This window comes from Proteus penneri, assembly GCF_003144535.1.
Lineage (GTDB): Bacteria > Pseudomonadota > Gammaproteobacteria > Enterobacterales > Enterobacteriaceae > Proteus > Proteus penneri.
Genome location: NZ_PHFJ01000009.1, coordinates 142,603 through 163,113, shown reverse-complemented (window position 1 = coordinate 163,113; position 20,511 = coordinate 142,603). Strand labels below are relative to the sequence as shown.

The 20,511-nt window shown below is 38.4% G+C and carries 13 protein-coding genes and 1 riboswitch; of the genes, 1 reads left to right on the top strand and 12 read right to left on the bottom strand.

The genetic code is table 11. The annotated features are described in order from the left end of the window. The first annotated feature begins 202 nt into the window (after positions 1-202). On the top strand, positions 203-1,537 hold the full coding sequence (gene argA, locus CUB63_RS11855) for an amino-acid N-acetyltransferase (protein ID WP_109848108.1): 1,335 nt from the start codon (positions 203-205) through the stop codon (positions 1,535-1,537). A 69-nt stretch (positions 1,538-1,606) separates the two neighbouring features. On the opposite strand, the gene recD is transcribed toward argA, so the two are convergent. The 12 genes from recD to rppH form a co-directional block, all read right to left on the bottom strand. After that, positions 1,607-3,517 carry an exodeoxyribonuclease V subunit alpha gene (gene recD, locus CUB63_RS11850; protein ID WP_109848107.1) on the bottom strand — a complete coding sequence of 637 codons (1,911 nt, stop codon included), beginning with the start codon at positions 3,515-3,517 and terminating at the stop codon, positions 1,607-1,609. Between the two features lie 2 nt (positions 3,518-3,519). Further along, positions 3,520-7,131, bottom strand: a complete 3,612-nt coding sequence (recB, locus tag CUB63_RS11845; RefSeq protein ID WP_109848106.1) for an exodeoxyribonuclease V subunit beta — start codon at positions 7,129-7,131, stop codon at positions 3,520-3,522. Then, positions 7,128-10,016: a pitrilysin gene (ptrA, locus tag CUB63_RS11840; RefSeq protein WP_109848105.1), complete on the bottom strand. Its 2,889-nt coding sequence runs from the start codon at positions 10,014-10,016 to the stop codon at positions 7,128-7,130. Before ptrA ends, recB begins: the two co-directional genes overlap by 4 nt. A 15-nt stretch (positions 10,017-10,031) precedes the next feature. Next, the gene (gene recC / locus CUB63_RS11835) at positions 10,032-13,415 is read right to left on the bottom strand and encodes an exodeoxyribonuclease V subunit gamma (RefSeq protein WP_109848104.1); all 3,384 of its coding nucleotides are present in this window, start codon (positions 13,413-13,415) and stop codon (positions 10,032-10,034) included. A 15-nt stretch (positions 13,416-13,430) separates the two neighbouring features. Beyond that, complete coding sequence (locus tag CUB63_RS11830) at positions 13,431-13,772, bottom strand: hypothetical protein (RefSeq protein WP_232240015.1); 342 nt, start codon at positions 13,770-13,772, stop codon at positions 13,431-13,433. Then, positions 13,760-14,221: a DUF2509 family protein gene (locus tag CUB63_RS11825; protein WP_109848103.1), complete on the bottom strand. Its 462-nt coding sequence runs from the start codon at positions 14,219-14,221 to the stop codon at positions 13,760-13,762. Before CUB63_RS11825 ends, CUB63_RS11830 begins: the two co-directional genes overlap by 13 nt. Then, positions 14,218-14,862 (bottom strand): prepilin peptidase-dependent protein, encoded by a 645-nt coding sequence (locus CUB63_RS11820; protein WP_072064283.1) that lies wholly within the window; start codon positions 14,860-14,862, stop codon positions 14,218-14,220. The genes CUB63_RS11825 and CUB63_RS11820 overlap by 4 nt, the downstream gene beginning before the upstream one ends. Further along, positions 14,856-15,365 carry a potassium:proton antiporter gene (locus CUB63_RS11815; RefSeq protein WP_229096573.1) on the bottom strand — a complete coding sequence of 170 codons (510 nt, stop codon included), beginning with the start codon at positions 15,363-15,365 and terminating at the stop codon, positions 14,856-14,858. The genes CUB63_RS11820 and CUB63_RS11815 overlap by 7 nt, the downstream gene beginning before the upstream one ends. A 232-nt stretch (positions 15,366-15,597) precedes the next feature. Next, positions 15,598-16,449 (bottom strand): thymidylate synthase, encoded by an 852-nt coding sequence (locus CUB63_RS11810; RefSeq protein WP_006535953.1) that lies wholly within the window; start codon positions 16,447-16,449, stop codon positions 15,598-15,600. A 45-nt stretch (positions 16,450-16,494) separates the two neighbouring features. Beyond that, positions 16,495-17,385: a prolipoprotein diacylglyceryl transferase gene (lgt, locus tag CUB63_RS11805; RefSeq protein ID WP_006535954.1), complete on the bottom strand. Its 891-nt coding sequence runs from the start codon at positions 17,383-17,385 to the stop codon at positions 16,495-16,497. A gap of 79 nt (positions 17,386-17,464) precedes the next feature. Further along, entirely contained in the window at positions 17,465-19,711 is a 2,247-nt protein-coding gene (gene ptsP / locus CUB63_RS11800; RefSeq protein ID WP_072064285.1) for a phosphoenolpyruvate--protein phosphotransferase, read from the bottom strand. Between the two features lie 8 nt (positions 19,712-19,719). Further along, positions 19,720-20,250 (bottom strand): RNA pyrophosphohydrolase, encoded by a 531-nt coding sequence (gene rppH, locus CUB63_RS11795; RefSeq protein WP_036934096.1) that lies wholly within the window; start codon positions 20,248-20,250, stop codon positions 19,720-19,722. 112 nt (positions 20,251-20,362) lie between these two features. After that, positions 20,363-20,454: riboswitch (TPP riboswitch) on the top strand. Positions 20,455-20,511 lie beyond the last annotated feature (57 nt).

Genomic DNA, 20,511 nt, shown 5'->3' with positions numbered 1-20,511 from the left:
TAAAAAGAGATAAAAAAAGTTAAGAACAAAAAACTTTACCCAATCCACACTTCACTGTCACTTAAAAACAGCACAATTACTCACTTTTACACGAATATTCTGCCTTCAGGGAAAACAATAAGATAGGATTTTACTTGCCATTCCTCCCCAAAAAGAATAAAAATACATTAAATACGAATAAAAATTCACTTGAGAGGGTTTTATGAAAGAGCGTAGCACCGAATTGGTCGATGGATTCCGCCACTCGGTTCCGTATATTAATGCACATAGAGGCAAAACATTTGTCATTATGTTGGGTGGCGAAGCCATTGCTCACGAAAATTTCCCATCCATCATTAATGATATTGGGTTGTTACACAGCCTAGGTATTCGTTTAGTGGTGGTTTATGGTGCTCGCCCACAAATTGATGCGACTCTTGAAGTACAAAAAATACCTCCTATTTATCATAAGTATACACGTATCACAGATAGCAAAACCTTAGAAATCGTTAAACAAGCTGCGGGTACATTGCAACTCGATATTACGGCTCGCCTATCAATGAGTTTAAGCAATACTCCATTACAAGGTGCTCATATTAATGTTGTCAGTGGTAACTTTGTTATCGCGCAACCATTAGGGGTTGATGATGGCGTTGATTACTGTCATAGCGGGAAAATTCGTCGTATTGATGAAGAAGCTATTCATCGCCAGTTAGACAGTAATGCTATTGTATTAATTGGCCCTGTTGCAGTGTCTGTTACCGGTGAAAGTTTTAATCTCACCTCAGAAGAAGTGGCAACACAGCTTGCAATCAAACTTAAAGCACAAAAACTGATTGGTTTTTGCTCATTTCAAGGTGTTGCCGATGAAGAAGGCCACATTGTTTCTGAACTGCTACCTAATCAAGCTGAAGATAAAATTCTAGAGCTACAAACAGAAGGTGATTACCACTCAGGCACAGTAAGATTCTTGCGAGGTGCGGTTAAAGCCTGTCGTCGAGGTGTAGAACGTAGCCACTTACTAAGTTATCAATCTGATGGTGCGCTTATTCAAGAATTATTCTCTCGTGATGGTATTGGTACTCAAATCGTCATGGAAAGTGCAGAGAAAGTTCGTAGAGCAAATATTAATGATATTGGTGGCATACTCGAACTTATTCGCCCATTAGAACAGCAAGGTATTTTAGTCAGACGTTCAAGAGAACAATTAGAAATTGAAATTGACCAATTCACTATTATTGAACGCGATAATATGACTATAGCCTGTGCCGCACTGTACCCTTATCCATCAGAAAAAATTGGTGAAATGGCGTGTGTTGCAGTACATCCAGATTATCGAAGCTCTTGTCGTGGTGAGGTTTTACTACAACGTATCTCAGCACATGCTAAGCAATTAGGATTGGAAAAGCTGTTTGTTCTAACAACTCGTAGCATACACTGGTTTCAAGAAAAAGGATTTGAACCTGCCGAAATTGATAAGCTACCGATTGAAAAACAAGCACTTTATAATTACCAACGTCGTTCTAAAATTTTAATTTTAGACTTACGTAAAGAGTAATTAATAAGCATAAAAAAGACAGGAGCCCTCTCAATGCCTGTCTTTTTATTTTCTATCATTAACTAACAGCTAATAACGTAATTTATCAATTAATCCACTTCGACGTTGAATACGTGTTTGTATTGCCATTCTCACCATAGACTCTGAAGCATATAGAGAAAGCTTCTTTTTAGCGCGTGTTAATGCGGTATACAGCAATTCACGACTAACAACAGGTGAAAATTTATCGGGTAGTACTAACGCTGTATGGGTAAATTCAGAACCTTGTGATTTATGCACGGTCATTACATATGCGGTTTCATGTTGTGGTAATCGACTCGGTTGGATCGCTTTCAATTTTCCATCAGGTAGCTGAAAAAAAGCCTTCATTTCACCTTCATCATTATTGAGCATAATGCCAATATCACCATTAAACAGACCTAATGTACTGTCATTTCTTTGGATCATAATAGGTCGTCCAATATAATCACTTTGATAACTATTTGTAGGACGGCGGATCAATCGCTGGCGATGCAATAACATTTCAATTCTGTCATTTAACCCACTTACACCAAAAGGGCCTTCTCTTCGTGCACACAATAAACGGTATTGGTTAAATGCATTAAGAATAATATCAGGTGAGGCTTTTTGGGAAACTAATGTGAGATATTCTCGATAGGCATTAACGGCATCTTGAATCATCAGTAAATAACTTTCTTTTGATTCCAAAGCAATAAAGCTCACATCTTGATGCTCTAATACTATTTCAAGCTGTTGTGGGCTAATCTCTGCTTTTTTTAGCAATGTAATCGCTGTTTTGGTCTGCCCTTTATTAACCGCAAAAGCCAGTTGCCCTATGCCTGAATCTTCACCAAAACGATAGCTTTTACGTAATAGACACAGAGAATCACTGACGACAGATACTGGGGTTTGAGAAACTGGAATAGTATCCGTCGATTTAACCAATTCACCTTGGGTTAAGTGATTAATCTGATCAAATCTTTTTTGACTGAAGCCATCTTCAGAAAAACGACAAATATCACCTAATACAGCCCCCGCCTCAACAGAAGCAAGTTGGTCTTTATCTCCTAAGAAAATAACGTGACATTTTAATGGAAGTGCATCAATCAAACGCGCCATCATAGGTAAATCAACCATTGAGGCTTCATCAACAACTAAAATATCAAGCTGTAATGGGTTATCTTTATGGTAGCGCACTTGCTGACTTTCAGGCTGAGCACCTAATAAGCGATGAATAGTTTGCGCCTGCTTTGGCATCCATTTATTTTCTTCTTCACTTAAATTAAGTTGTGCTAAGGCGTTACCTAAAGATTCCGTTAATCTCGCTGCCGCTTTACCTGTAGGAGCGGCTAATTGAATAATCGGCTTTTCATTCGATGTGAGCATCACAAAAGCGGCTAAAATTTTAGCAACTGTTGTCGTTTTTCCCGTTCCTGGACCGCCAGAAATAATGGAAATGGGGCTAGTGATAGCAACGCTGGCAGCCACTTTTTGCCAATTTGTTTCTTGATTTTCTTTCGTTGCTGGAAAAAGTTGGTTGAGCACTTTAATTAATTCATTTTCATCAATATCAACAATAGCCTGCTCTCGCCTAAAAAACTGAGCAACTTTCTCTTCATAGCTCCACATTCTTTGTAGATAAAGATATTCATTATCTAAAATAATAGGAAAAGAGGGATCATCGCGACTTTGATTAACGCAATGACAATGAGTCAACTCTTCTACTATCTTTTTAGCAGAAGGCTTACCCATTTTTTGCCAAATCTCTAGTGCAAACTCTTTTTGTCTACCATCGAATAATTGATCTTTCTGAATAATATTCAATGGTAAACAAACATGACCCGCTCCAGTTTGAGCACTCAAATAAGCAAATACAAACAGTAAAATAGGGTTTTCATCTTCAACCAGCATTTGTGCAAATCGAAGATCTAAAGGTCGTAATAAATTTTGTGTAATCGCTTGTTCTAAGAGTTTGATCATTTTTATTTCTCACCGACTACATCGGGTTTGCTACTTTGCCCTGTAAATAGTGAATCTAATGCCAAAACAAAAGCTTCATCAGGTAAATAGACATAAACACCATTTCCAGGGTGCGCTTTGTCTATTCCACGTAAAAAGAGGTAATAAATTCCACCAAAGTGGCTTTTGTAATCATAATCAGGGATGCGCTGTTGTAAAAAACGATGTAACGCTAAGGTATAGAGTTGATATTGTAAATCGTAGCGATGATCCATCATTGCATTCATCATCGCTTCTTGTGTGTAATCCTCACTCGATTCACCTAACCAATTCGATTTATAATCCACAACATAGTATTTACCTTCCCAAGAAAAGACTAAGTCAATAAAGCCTTTAAGCATCCCTTCTACTTGTTGAAATTGCAGAGCCGGACAATGTCTTGATAGAGGATCAAACTGACTAATTAACTGGGTCAATTGGGTTGATGATAGTTCTTTTTCAATAGGTAAATAGAATTGTAATTCATCAAGTTGTTGTGATTTTGGGATATCAGCAAGACACAATCCTTGAGAATTAAGCGGTGTATGAAACAGTGTTTCCATCCAAGTAACTAAAAGGGGAGCCCACTTTTCATCAAAACCTTGAACGCTCAATTGTCCTTGCATCCACTGTTCATCAATAGGTTGCGAAAAATCTAATACTTCCAGCAAACTATGTAAGAACGTTCCTGCGACTGCACCACGCGGGAAATGATGAATAGAATTTTCATCAACCTCTCCTTGTCGTTTCTCACCTTTAGCATCTGTATCAAGTCCCGGTGCGATAGATTGCACCAAAGACTCAATATCACCTAAATCAAAATGATAATGACGATTTGAATGCTGATAGGTTAATCCTGAATAACTTGTTATACGCCAATTATCATGGATCTGACGTTTAAATATAGCAGCTTCAAGTTTGGTTTCAGGGGCTAATTGAGACTGGTAGCGATGCGCTGATATATTATCAAGCGTTGTAACACTGATATTATCATCTAATAAGGCATGAATTGCTTGATGTAATAATTCACTATTACCTTCTTCGCCTTGCTGTAATAAATACCCTAACGCATTTTTATGCAAATCAGTCAGCCCTGACTTACGTTTATTCCCTTTGACAAGAGGAGCGACACCAACATAACAGCAAAATTTAGATCGCGTTAAGGCCACATAAAGTAAGCGTAAATCTTCAGCTAAGCGTTCTTCATCCGCTAAGCGTAAACTTTCAGGTCGGCTAAAAATATCTAATTTTGCGTAAAATTTCTCTCTATCATGATAAAGCGCTCCTTTTTGCTCTTGGTAATTACAAGCAAAAGGTAAACAAACAATCGGATATTCAAGACCTTTAGATTTATGGATAGTACAAATTCGTACAAGATTTCGGTCACTTTCCAAACGCATTTGTTGGTTTTCAGATTGTGCATCAGGATGAGAAATCTGTTGTGCTAACCAACGAATAAGAGCATGTTCACTATCGAGTTGTAATGATGTTTCTTGTAATAGTTCACCAATATGCATGATATCTGTAAGCCGGCGTTCACCACCAATACTTGCGAGTAAATTTTCTGCAATTTGATTATCCATCATGATCTTGCGCAACATTGGTAAAACACCACGCTTTTGCCACAATACATAATAATCAGCAAACTTCTCCACGTAACTATTCCAGTGTGCCTCACTGCGGTTCAAATCATCAATTTGCTTTGCGCTAAACCCAAATAATCGGCTGGCTAAAGAAGCCCTTAAAACTCGCTCTTTTTCAGGTGTTACAACCGCTTGTAATAGCCAAAGTAGATCTTTGGCTTCGTTGGTTTCAAAAACACTTTCACGATTGGATAAGAATACTGACTGTATTGAAAGTAAATTCAATGCATCACTGATCAGTATCGCTTCTCTGCGGCTACGCACCAATACCATAATATCAGCAGATGTAACCGTTTTTTTTGTACCTTGTTCGATCAGCCAAGCCTGTTGCTGATCCCCTGCTGATAACCAATCACGAATTTGTGCAGCACATTGTGCTGCCATAATTTGCTCATAATTTCCCGTAGAAACACTTTCACCTTCAGCAAGCCAAAAATTAAAAGGTGAAATCGGTTTGTCATGGTAAACAAAGGCCATGTCTTGGTTTTTTTCAGCCGAGCTTACTTCAATAAAAGGGATATGCTCAAATAGAAATGGAGCATTGGAACGCATAAAAAGCTTGTTAACTGCATTCACCATACCCGGCGCAGAGCGCCAGTTAGTATTTAATGTGTAGTGATGAGATGTCTGCTTTCGGGCTTGAATATAAGTAAAAATATCCGCACCACGGAAAGCATAAATTGCCTGTTTAGGATCGCCGATAAACAACAACCCACTGTTTTCATACTCACCATAAATCGCATCAAAAATACGATATTGTTGGGGATCTGTATCTTGGAATTCATCAATCATTGCAACTGGATAGCGTTCACGAATAGCTTGTGCTAAAGCTTCACCACCTTCACGTTTCAATGCTCTATCTAAGCGTGTTAATAAATCATCAAACCCCATTTCACCGCGACGCATCTTTTCATTTTCAATGCCTCGACGTATTTCAGGGATCGCATTGAGCAGAATAACATCACGCAGAGTCAAGCTCTGCTTTGTTAATCGTTCAATTTCAACAAAAAGAATATGTTCTGGTGCTGGGCCTTTTGTGCTCTTCTCATTCAGCGTTTCTTGCGAAAAACGAACCAAACAATCTGGTAATTGATAGCTTTTCGTTTCTGCTGTTGACGCCCACAACGTTATTTCTTCAATCCATTTAGGTAAAAAACGACTGCTATAACTACGTTTATCAACACCCGAAGCTGTTATCCATGCTTCAATTTCATGTTGATGTGCATGCCAACGCGTTTTCACCTTGTTAATTGCTTCAATAACCGCTTGATGACGCTCTTTAACTGACTCATTTTCACTGTCTAATGCCACACCTTCGATTTCAGGCATTTCACCTTGTAAATAAGGCTGTATTTCATAAAGCAGTTGCTCAGGGCCAGACCAAATCTGGCTTACTGCATTAGCAACATCATAAGAAAGTGGATAACAATGGCGGCGCCAGAAGTCAGCACATACCCGCCTTTTGAGTTCATATTCATCTTGGATCAAGACTTGTTCAAACAAGACGCCTGATTCAAATGCATTGTTTGCCAACATACGCTGACAAAAACCATGAATCGTATAAATAGCCGCCTCATCCATTTGGCGCTCTGCTTCAAGCAACCATAATGCAGCCAGATCTTTATTAGGGATCTGTTTAAGTAATTCGTGGTAAGTATCATTGCAACTTTCAACATCATGGCGAATACAGGCAAGTCTTAGTTCATGAATATTTTTGCGAATACGTGCTCGTAATTCATCTGTCGCCGCATCCGTGAATGTCACAACTAAAATCTCTTCAACACTGAGAGGGCGGTAAAATGCAGACTCCCCGCCTAATCCAAGAAGCAACCGTAAATACAACAACCCTATTGTATAAGTTTTCCCTGTTCCTGCTGACGCCTCAATGAGGCGTCTTTGGTACAGCGGAAGTGTATACGGGTTTAGTGGCTGTGCCTGTATCACTTCACTCACTCTTTAATTTCCTCAATAGGTAAAGTTTTTTGTAATTCGCTTACTGTGGCGTAACGTTTCCACTGTTTATTTTCGGCGTAATCAGCATCTTTGCCATCTTTACCAATAACTTGAGAGACAAAAATAAATCCGTTCGGTTTTATAATTGCTTTTTCATAAAATTCAATAGCTTGTTTTAAAGTCACTTTATTAAGCTCAGCTAAGAATTTTTCACGTCCATCATATTTTAAGTTATTACGATGGAAGTCATTTCGATAAAGAGAAACTTCTTCATAGAACGTTTGAGGTGGTTGTTTAACTTCAGTAATAATTGCTTGCTTATACTGATTAAAATCTGCTTCACTCATTCTTTTCAAACGTTCATAGGCTTGCTGATAAAATGCGTTATAACGTTCATTTAAGTAAACTGGCGGTTTAGCATTACTTTGTAATAAGAAACCTAGACCAAACTGTTCACCCATAGTGCCTTGATAAGCAAATACTGCATAACCTAGCTGTTCTTCTGTTCTTAATTGATCATAAAACCAAGGTTTGATAACAGACGCTAACACTGAAGAAATTGCCTGACCTTCAAGACGGCTATAACCTATTGGGATATAAAGCTCACCTAATGCGTTATCTGTACTCTTCGATTTACTTTGGAAATCAACCGCATTTAATTTATTGAATACTAATGTTTCACCGATCCAGTATTCTGTACCTTGATTACCTAATAATTCGTGTGCAGATTTAGCGATATCGCGGCTTTGCTCTGGCGTTAAGTTACCAATAATTAGCGCTTGAAGTACTGCGTTTTTAATTACTTCACGGCGATTATCAATAATATCTTGCAGTGTAATTGACTCTAATGCTTTGAGTTTGTCAGCTTCTTCATAATACGGGATCGTATTTAATCGACGAGCCGGCAACATAGCTTCTTCAAATGCTTTTAAGTTATGAGTCACATCAAGTTGTTCACGATACCAAGATTTAGCTTGATCGAGCTCTTCTTGAGTTGATTCGAAACTCATATAGCTTTTCAGTGTAGCATTAACGAGTCCTGGTAAATGTTGTGTATAACCATTCATTGAAAAATCAATGCCTTGTCCTGATGAGGATGAGATATTCATTCCAGCAACAGAAGCTTGGTAAGATAATTCACTTAACGCTAAACCAGCAAGATAATCCGTTAAAGTTTGTGTCACTTGTTGCTTAACGGTAATGTCAGCTCCCTTATTCACTAAACTTAATGTCACACTGGCTTTAGGCTCATCAGAGAAATAGTGTGATGGCATATAAAACAAGCGAGCGCTTTTATCCTGCCACAACAATTCTGGTTTGGTGATTTTGCTATCCGCATCAATCAGAGAAAGGTTATCAGGGATATAAGGGTTAAGTGCTGGCAGAGATAATGAAATATCATCCGATAATGTCTGCCATGTTTTTAATTGCTTATCTGTGATTTTATCAACCTGATAAGGGGCATTAACAAAGTAGGCTTGTTTGTTAGACGGCTCATTAGGGCTTATTACCCAAATACGCGCTTTCTCTGGTGTAAGAGAATCAAGACGAGAAAGAATAGCTGAAGGCTCATACTTATCAGCAATATAACCCGCATTGAGGATATTTTTGATTGGATAACGCAACATCATATCCGAAATACCTTCTATGTAATTCATATCTCTTACAATAGAGCCATAACGGAATGAGAGATCTAATACATTCGCAATTTCATCAAAGTAACGTTGGCTAATACCTTCCGTCTTAATTAAACGAATGTATGAAAAGATAGCGGAAATCACTTTGTCTTTTTGCGCTAAACCTTTATCTGTCAACGCAACATAAATCGTAAATGAGCCTTGATTGCGATCGATATAAGGCTCTGAAGATGCACTAATACTTTCAGCTAAACCTTGATCTTGTAGCCATGTTGCCAATGTGCCTGCACTAAGATTACCGATTAAATAGCCAATATATTCATCAGATTTACTACGAAAATCAGCAATATTGTTATCTATACCAAACTCAATTTGTAAAGTCTTTTGCGGTTGAGCGGGTACTAAATGGATCATTAACCCTTTTTCTTTATCCGTCATAGCAGGTACTGTGGTGACTGGCACATCTGCCTTTTTATTCGGGATACGAGCGAAAGTGTTTGCGGCTAATTTAGATAATTCATCAAGTGATTTATTACTATAAATAACACCATTCATTAAGTTACCAGAATAGTGTTTTTGATAGAATTTAATCAATTCATCTTGAAGCTTACTATTTGGTTTATCACTTAATGTCTCTAGATTCCCCCCCATAAAGCGAGAACTTGGATGTAATGGATTTAAAGTTTCAGCCCTGACTTGCCAAAAACGCATACCATCACGCGCACGCGCCATTGTTAATTCAGCATTAACCGCATTACGCTCACGATCGGCATTTTTAGGATCAAGTAAGGGTTCAGCTAAAGCATCAGCAAGGCGATCAACTGCTTCATTAATAGCACTATTTTCCACTTCTAAATAGAATGCAGTACGATAGGTCGTTGTACTCGCATTATGAGAGCCACCATTCTTTTGTAAGAATTCAGACATACTGCCTGATTGGGGATATTTCGCCGATCCCATTAGCACCATATGTTCTAAATAGTGCGCAAGACCTTGCTGGCTATCCGGATCTTCTAATGCTCCAACAGGTAATGCAACTGCCGTTAATGATTTAACTGCCTTTTCATCAGAAACCAGTAATACGGTCATTTCATTAGGTAGTTTAATCGCTTGATATTGCCGTGGATCACTCTCACTTTTTTCAATACTATCAGGCAATACTTGCCAAAGTGGATCAGTAGCAAAACTGTTGATACTCAGTAGCATCAATAGCAACATGATCCCTAGTTGCGAGCAGTATTTTCTCATCTGATATGAGCTCCCTTATTTTTTCAGAAATGGAATTATTGGTTTAAATATTGTTAATGCCGTCTGCTTGACTGTTTGTAAAAAAGGCTCGTCTAATTGAGAGAAAGCACGCTGAACATACATGTCATTCATTTCACCATCTCGATTATAACTATCCGTTAAATGTTGCATTAGAACTAATTCTGCTTTTTCTAGTGTCTCTTCATCATCAAGTAAAAACGCTTGTGATTTTTTATCATAGCAAGCTTGTAACCAAGCCCAGCCACTTTTCGCAAATAGCGCTAATGGGCTGTTTAACCCTTGTTTATAATCACTAATTAAATTGTCTAATGTTGAATAGGCAAATTCAGGATCAACAGGTAATAAACACCATTGAGTCTCTTTTCTGCCGTAAAACCGGCTCTCGCCCGTCCCCTCTTTTAAACAATAAACTAAGTGCTCAATCCAAAGCTGTAATAAATCATTAGCTGTTAAGCTGGCAGGTCGCCAGCGTAATAAACCATCAGTTTGTACCTCATTTAAACGGCCAATCAGTGGCATTGCACTAAAGCTTTGCTCTAATGTGACAGAATGTGTGGCTGATCGTTCACTTCTTATCTTTTCCGCTAAAGGGAGTAACTCTTCTATTTGTTGCTCCCAATAAATTTGACCAAATGCGCTCGCCGGAAGTTGTCCCGCGGCTTTGATACGCTCAAACAAAGCTTCTGTTGAACTTTGATCAATCAATGCTTTTAATAACCATTGATTCAATAGATAACGTTGAAGCGCATTTATCACAAATGGCTCTTCTTCAGGTAATTCTGTTTCTTCAATAACAAAGTTTGTTTTTAATCTTTGTTGGAAAAAAGCACGAATAGGATGGCGATAAAAACGTGCAAGCTCGTCAATTGAGACTTTATCTATTGTGTCATCGTCATTAAGTGCTTCCGTAAAACATTGATGAACCTCCCCCTGCCCACTCGCAGCAGGTAGCCATTCGGAAGCATAAGAGCGAAAAGAAGCACCGATTCGGAAATTTTCTTGAGCAAAAGGAACACGGCTATGTTGTGTTAACAAATGCTGATTTATACGAATCGCACTTTCATCGACATTGCGTTCACCATCTTCCGGCAAACGGAAGTTTTGCCCAATATAATCTTGTAACTCTTTGATTAATACAGATGGGTTACATTCTCGATCGTCCCGTATCGATTTTCCGATATAACTAATATAAAGGTATTTTTCAGCTGAACTAAGCGCTTCAAGGAATAAATAGCGGTCATCATCACGACGTTTTCTATCACCACGACGGCGTTTTTCCGCCATTAAATCAAACCCTAACGGCTGAATATTACGAGGATAAATACCGTCGTTCATGCCTAATAAACACACCGCTTTAAAGGGAATAGAGCGCATAGGCATTAACGTACAGAAATTAATGCTACCCGCTAAAAAACGCTGACTGATTTTTTCATCATCAAACCGTACGGTTAATTCATCACGAATAAGGACTAGCGGGATTTCATTTTGATATTGCGCTTTCAGTCCATTTTCAATCACCTTTTGCCATTGCTGGATAATAAGCGCTAAAACTAATTCCGTTTCCTCATCAGATTCAAAAAAAGCATCAACTAATTGTTGTCCAACTTCTAGCCATGCTTCTAATGAGCGAGTTTCACTCAAACGTGTACGCCACTCACTTAATGTATAAATAAAATCAGCGAGATATCCTGCAAGCTCAGCAACTAAGCCACTTGATTCATCATAAGGAAGGACCCCTTTCCAAGGGCCATTTTCACTTTCCATCGCATAACCAAGCAACATGCGCAGTAAACCAAACTCCCACGTATTTTTACCCGTGATGGGTAATAAGAATGAAGCCACATTCTCATCATCCAATCCCCAACGTATGCCTGATTCATCGACCCAACGACGTAGTAGTTTTAGTTCATTTTCAAAAATAGAGAAATGCCCAGCTAAAGCAGGAACTTCAAGTAAAGCTAATACTTGTTCTGCGGTGAACCGACTTTGAGGAAGCTCTAACAACGTAATAAAAGCTTGTAATACAGGGTGTGCTTGACGAGCTTTTCTATCTGAAATTGCAAAAGGAAGATAACGTTCTGAAGGTGCATTACCAAACACCGCTTGAATATAAGGTGTATAGCTATCGATATCCGCAACCATCACAATAATATCACGTGGTAATAATTCGGGATCTTGCTCTAATAAATGCAGTAATTGATCTTGTAGTACTTCTACTTCACGCTGAGGGCTATGACTGGCATGAAAAGTCAATGAGTTATCATCTGGTAAAATTACACGTTTATTTTCACTACATTCATAAGTTTCAAGTGTTGTACCTAATTGCGAAAAATCTTCTAAATCAAGAATGTCAGCTTGCAATTGATGAAGTAAATTATCTCTTGGAATATCAACAAAAGCATCCAATACATCGGTATACTCAAGTTCAGAAAGAAAATAGAGATTATCTTTACCCAATTTTCCCCATGAGGCTAATAGCGGATTACCGATATTTTGCTCCCCCTCTTCATTAAATAATGATGAGGCATTTTTTTCATCTTTAAACCACGATAATTCATGTAATTGCTGATAATGACGAGGTTTTCTACTATTCAGCCGAGCAAGAAATTTAGGATCTTGAATATCGCCCCAATAGTAACGGCAAGGATTGGTAAAGAGTAAATAGATCTCTGTATGACGCCCAATAGCTTGCAGAGCCTGCAAATAAACTTGCGGTAATGCCGAAATACCACAAATAAAAATACGGGGTGGAAAACAGTGTTGAAGTTCTCCTTCTTTTGCACCATTTAATGTCGAAATAAATTGCTGATAAAGATTAGAACGATGCCATTGGGGCTGATTGAGATCTTTTGTGTATTGCTGTAACGCTACCCACAATATTTTCTGCCAACGCTGATTTTCACTCAGCCCTTCTATCAATTCATCTTTTTCCCACGAAGCTAACCAATCTGAACGATATACCAAATATTGGTCAAATAAGTCAGCAACACGCCCTGCTAATTGGTGTAATTTACGTTTATCCTCATCATCATCAAGATAATGAAGTAGCGGTTTAAATTCTTCATGAGATAAATATTCAGGTAATAATGCCATTAATTTCCATGTCATGGCATCTTTAGAAAAAGCACTTTCTTTAGGTATACCTGATAGCACCCGCGTAAACATTTCCCAAATAAAGGTTGCTGGTAATGGGTAACGGATATTAGCAGCAATACCCAAGCTTTCGGCAAGCTGGATTTGCAACCACTGAGACATTCCGGGGCTTTGTACAAGGATCACTTCTTGTTCAAAGGGAGAAGAGAGTGGTCTGGTCTGCATAAAGTGCACCATAAGTGACTTTAGTAATGACAACTGATTTGAGTGATATATATGAAACATCAGATCCTCATCTTATTAATAGCATGACCAGTAATACAGCTTTATTTCGGGTAATACATTATTGGCAACATAACCTTCTATTTCCTGACAACCTTCAGACTGTAATAGTGAGCGTGTCATTATTTTGGAATTGGCTACGAAATAGTCAGGTAATTTATCAGTCATTTGTTCAAATAAAACAAAAAGTTCCTGCCCTGCCTGCTGCATTTGAATTAACCGCTGAAAGTCAGCTTTTAATGATTGACTATACCCTATAATAGCGACAAAACTAATATTAAAAAACAGTAATATAAACATTGTATTAAGTAAAATAGAGCCACTTTCTGATTTATTTTGAATGTTATCTATAACACACACTCCTTATGCACTAATGGGCAATAATCTAGCCATCCATTTGGATGTGTCACCATGGATTTATTTTTATCCTTCAAAAAATCAACCCATTGATAATGATATATTTTATAACCATTTAAGCTTTCTGCTTGTCCTTGTAATAATCCTTTTTCTAAAGAAATCAAAAATAAACAACTCTTTATTTTAGGGTTTACATGAAAATGACGACACTGCCATTTATTTAACTGTGACGATAGAATTTCCCAATTCCGTTTTATTCCCCACGCTAATGCAGATTCAGCAAATAAAAAAGCCTGTCGTGCTTGCAACTCTTGCATTACTATTTGTTGAGATTGCCTGTAATGATAAGCAAAATTTCCTAGCGCTGATAAGCTCATAACAATAAACCCAATTACGACAAGTAAACTTGCAAATCCTTGCTCACTTTTATTATTAATAAAATCAATACTCATAACGTGGTCACATTCCTTAACCGAATTTCATTCTTATAATGTAGTTTCACAGTAGGCGATTGTTTTAAATGAAATTTCAAGGAAACAGAGAGATAAAAAAAGGGTTTCTTTTTGATAAGATGTTGCTTTGAGTAAGGACGTAAAATAAACTCCGTCACTTCTATTTCATGACTTTCAAAGAATCGTTGCCATCCTGAAGAAGTACAATCTTGTACTCCTCTTAATTGTTCTAGTTGCCCATTTCTAAGCCGATAACCAAAATAATCACTCTCTTTTGAGGAAGGCGCATCCCATCGACCATTGCCATTTACGTCATAAGCGAAAATAACGCAGGAGTTTTTTTCTTGATAAGAATACTGCCCTATTTTTAATGGTGAAGAGTGTAACCCCTTTGACTGCGATACATAAGCACACTCACCCTGACAATATCCAGTGCGCCTTAATTGTGTTTCTAGCACCAATAACCTTTCCCTTAAAAAAATATCTAACTGATATTTTTGGTAAGAATGGAGCAGTGTGTTCATTACTTGAGGATATGCCCGACTGATGCACAGAAATAGAACGCCACTAATTGCCATGGCAAAAAGGCATTCCATCAGCATCATGCCAGATGAAAATGAAAATATTGATCGCTTTAACATGGCGAAAATACCTTAATTTTCTGGCTACATGCTCTTATTCTCCCTAAAGATGAAATAACAATTTTTACTTCACCTTCTGAGCTTTGAAGTACAAAACTCATTGGTCTTAAAGTTTGACGAATATCCCCAAACGTAAAATTTGAGACCGTTGATTGTTTAAGTTGAATGCCAGTGGTTAATTGAAAAATCGTTTGTTTTTCAGTTAAATGCCGTTGAGAAAAAGGCGTAGCGACAACTTTATTGCTGGGTGATAAATGAAGTGATATTTTAATTTTTATATTAAACAGTAGCGCTTGTTGTCGTTGATATGAAAGAAATGCAATGGTTTCTCGTACACTATGTATCAATTGACGTTGGTGAGTAAATTGCTGATAGGTCGTAATTGATAAATAACTTAAAATCGAGGCAATCATCATGACAATAAGCATTTCGAGCAGGCTTATCCCCCATTCACTCTCTTGTTCAAGTTTACTATTTAGGCTTATTTCCATATTACTGTTCATTTTGTTCTCCTCTAGAGCCTGCGATGAGAATGCAGCTAAACCTTTGTAAGGTAAATAAAAGAGAGTGTTTTTTTCGAACGATGACGCAGTAACTATATTTTCAGAACAAACACAAAAAAATAGTTATCAACAAGGCTGGGGTTAATCTTAGTTTATTGAATTTAAATTTAATGGTAGGAATAAAAAGCCCCTGTTTATCACTAAACAGAGGCTTTAAAACATAAAGGAAAAATCAAACCGTAAATGGGTATTTTATTGCTTCATGGCATTGATAACCTTCAACAGTAAAATCATCCGTTGTTACCCATGTTTCGATATCTTCCAATGTTTTAATTTTTGGATTGATATGCAACGTTGGTAACGGTAAAGGCTCTCTTTTTAGCTGTACATCACGCATTAGAGGTAATTGATTTTCATAGATATGCGCATTGATTATCTTATGAAATGCTTTACCCGGCTTATGTCCTGTAATTTGAGCCACCAGCGCTAATAAAACAAAACACTGTATTTGGTTGAAATTTAACCCTAATGGTACATCACAGCTACGTTGATAAGAGGTTAAGTAAAGCGTATCACCCACCAATGAAAATGTGTGTGTATGCATACAAGGACGCAAACAACCTAACTCAGTTTCACCTGGGTTATAAAATGTTACGATCTCCCCACGATCATCTATCCCCTTAGTCAGGTTATCTATCACTTTGCGTAGTTGATCAAAATGGGAGCCATCAGGGCGTTGCCATTGACGTCCTTGAACACCATAAACACGCCCCATATCATCTTCACCTTTACGATGGGGGTTGTTTAACCATGCTCCATTTTCATTGGCGTTTGCATTCCATGTATTACAACCAATTTCACGAAATTGACCTGCATTGTCGTAACCACGTAAATACCCTAACAGCTCTGCAATTGCTGCTTTATAAAAGCTTTTACGTGTCGTTATCAGCGGAAATTGGTTATTCGCAACATCATATTCCAGATCGGCATTAATCACCGTTAAACAACGGGTTCCTGTTCGTTTATTATCAATCCATTGCCCTTCATCGATAATGCGTTGACACAATGCCAGATACTGCTTCATGTTGTCTCTCTTGTAATTAACTAATAATAAGAAATTTATCTCACACTATTTGTGAGTTGGTGTTGGGTTTTGTGGTGTCTTTTTATCTTGGCGATAAGCCCATACCATAAAAATAATACCCAATAAAATCATTGGAATTGAAAGTATTTGCCCCATACTCACACCACCAAATAATCCTAGTTGTGCGTCTGGTTGACGGAAGAATTCAACAATAATACGGAATGCACCATAACCAATTAGGAACAGACCTGACACACTACCTACAGGACGACTTTTGCGTACAAAGATATTCAGGATAATAAATAGCACCACACCTTCTAACAGCATTTCATAAAGTTGTGAGGGATGGCGAGGTAAAACCCCATATTCTTGAATAATCGGTAGTAGTGTTGTTGGATCTTGAGCAACAAGCTGGAGATCTTCAGAACGAGAGCTTGGAAATAAGAAAGCCCAAGGCGTATCTAATGTGACGCGTCCCCACAATTCACCATTAATAAAATTACCAATACGACCTAAACCTAAACCAAATGGAATTAAAGGTGCTACAAAATCAGCCACTTGGAAAAATTTACGTTTAGTACGTTTAGCAAACCAAATCATGGCACAAATGACCCCAATTAAACCACCATGGAATGACATACCGCCATCCCACACTTTAAAGAGGTAAAGAGGATCATTTAAAAAGACAGGTAAGTTATAGAATAAAACATAACCTAAACGACCACCGATAAATACACCGACAAAACCAACATAAAGTAATGTTTCAACTTCATTTTTATTCCAGCCACTATTCGGTTTTGCAGCTCGACGATTTGCAAGCCATAAGGCAAAGACAAATCCAACTAAATACATCATACCGTACCAGTGTAATGAAACAGGCCCGATAGAGAACATTACAGGATCAATCTCTGGAAATTTAAGGTAGCTTATACTCATTATTCCCTACTTCACTTAATCAATAATTTCTGTATTGGCTATTTAATACCAACATAGAAAAGGCTTATACGAAGGCAGACTAAATACCTCCGCGAATTAATCCACCTAATCCTTGCCGTTCCATAAATTCAGAAGACAATTTTTTGATTTCTGTTGCTGTTTCAGCTTGCAACACTTGTTGCATAAAAGACTGTAACACCACAGGATCAAGATGGCGTAATAAGTATTTTACCCTAGGTAAACTACGACCACTCATGCTTAACTGCCTAAAACCGAGCCCTATTAACAGCAATGCCCCGATAGGGGTTCCTGCCATTTCGCCACAAACACTAACTGGCAACTGATAATATTGGCATTGTGTTGCAATCAAATTCAGTGAACGCAATAACGCAGGATGCAAATTATCATAGAGTGATGCTACATGGGTATTATTACGATCGACTGCAAGCAAGTATTGAGTTAAATCGTTTGTTCCAACAGAGATAAAATCAACCCGATTCGCTAATTGTGACAACATAAACACCAATGAAGGCACTTCAAGCATAATACCCAGTGGAGGTGGAACACATTCACATTTTAGCTCTCGACTCACTTCATTACATGCGCGTAGCAGCAATGTTCTTGCTTCGTCAATTTCATCAATACTTGTCACCATCGGCAACAAAATTTTCAAATTTTTAAATTCGAGGTTTGCTTTTAGCATTGCTCGTAGCTGAATAAGAAAGATTTCAGGTTGATCAAGCAATATTCTTATGCCTCTCCAACCTAAGCAAGGATTTTCCTCATTAATGGGCATATAAGGAAGTTGTTTATCTGCACCAATATCTAAAGCACGCAATACAACAGGCTTATCAGGGAAAAAAGAGAGTATTTCGCGGTAGCGATTTTTCTGTTCATCCTCAGAAGGGAAACCGCTTTGTAGCATAAAAGGGATTTCTGTCCGATATAAACCAACGCCATCTATTCCCACGCTAATGCGTTGCTCGTATTTAATATTTAATCCCGCATTCAATTGAACGCTAACCGATTCACCATTTTTGAGAACAGCTTGCTGTTCGAGCTGATCTTCTGCTATTTGGCTTAATACACTTTCTTCATCAATAATCTGTTTATATTCTTGAGTAATAAAAGGCTCTGGTTCAATAAAAATCTCACCACGATAACCATCAAGAATAAGCATACGATTGTGTAAAAGCTCCGGTTGAATATCCGCGCCCATGATCGCGGGAATTCCCATTGCTCTAACAAGGATCGCAGAATGTGAGTGTGTTGCACCATCTCGCACAATCACACCTGCAAGCTGTTGCTCTGGTAACTCCGCCAATAAACTTGCGCTTAATTCATCAGCAACCAAAATAAAACGCTCTGGCCAAATATTAGTTGAACTTAGATCATCATCTAAATGAAATAATAAACGGCGCCCTAATGCTTTAAGATCAGAGGCTCTTTCTCTCATGTAGCCATCTTTCAGGCTAGAAAATTGTGACGAAACTTTCTCAACAACCACTTTTACAGCCCATTCTGCGACATATCCTTGAGTAATAATCGCTGTCATTTTATGTTTAAGCTGGGGATCATTAAGTAAATGAGAGTAGAGATCAAAAATAGCGGCACTCTCTTTTTGTGCATTCGCCATAAAGCGTTTACTAAAGCGACGACATTCTGCAGTGGCATCTTCTAAAGCCACAGTGAGTCGATTTAATTCCGCCTTAATATCAAGTGCGCTGGCTTTAAATACATTTTCCAGAACTGGCTGGGAAATTTCTTGCCAACCATAAGCCATAACAACGCCAGTCGAAACTGAAAGTGCTTTAATCCGACTTTGGCGATATTGCCCAAAAAGCCCTTTAGTTTGTACTTGCGATAATGTAGCCCCGAGCTGTGTCGCCAGCGTCACCATAAAAGACTCTTCGCTTTCATTGAATAAGCGACGCTCTTTTTGCTGAACAACTAATACACCAAGGAGTTGGCGACGGTAGACAATAGGAACACCAAGAAAAGCACGGAGATCGTCTTCTTTAACTTGAGGAAGGTACTTAAAACTAGGATGTTCGCGAATATCAGCGAGGTTGATAAGCTCTGAAAGACGCCCCACTTCACCAACCACGCCTTCATTAAATGAAAGACTAACCGCTCTCCCTCTAGGTTTTTTTAACCCTTTGGTCGCCATAAGATAAAAACAACTACGTTGTTTATCGGCAAGATAAATAGAACACACATCCGTGTGCATTGCCTGACACGTTTCCTTGACTAAGAGTTCAAGCGCTTCTGGAAGCCCAGCTGCCATAGCCACTTTTTCTACAATTTCTCGCAAACGTGTCAGCATAGTGTTATCTAATACCTTTTACGCCGATATCCATACGATGGACGCGGTAAAGACACTTGTTCTTGCAATGGCATGACTACTGGTGCGAACTCTTTCATTACACGTCGATAAACATCGCGTTTAAAAGAGACGACTTGTCGAACGGGGTACCAATAACTCACCCAACGCCAGCCATCAAATTCTGGCGTTTTGCTTTGTTGAACATTAATGTCTTTATCATTACTTGTTAACTGCAAAAGGAACCAACGCTGTTTTTGCCCAATACAAACAGGTTTTGTGTCCCAACGCACCAAACGCTTAGGTAACTTGTAACGTAACCAGTTACGTGTGGAGGCAAGAATTTTGACATCCTTGCGACTTAACCCAACTTCTTCGAACAACTCTCGGTACATTGCCTGCTCTGGCGATTCTCCAGGATTAATTCCCCCTTGAGGAAACTGCCATGAATGTTGCCCATAGCGACGAGCCCAAAGCACTTGCCCTTGCCGATTACAAATTACAATCCCTACATTCGGGCGGTAGCCATCATCATCAATCACTAGACTACCTCAATAACCAAATTTGAAAGATAACTCATTGTTTCATACTACCCACAAACGGTAAACCTCTATCAACAGACTTTGCATGGCGCGTGTATTTATCTACAATGGGAAAGTCTCAACGGGGTGCCTTTTTAGGCTGAGAAAAACTCGTGGAACCTGATCCAGCTAATACTGGCGTAGGGATTTGAGTCAGGATGTTGCAATATTCATTGGTTTGCTATCCTTACTCCTCAGATCCTACCTGACTTTTACTGAGGA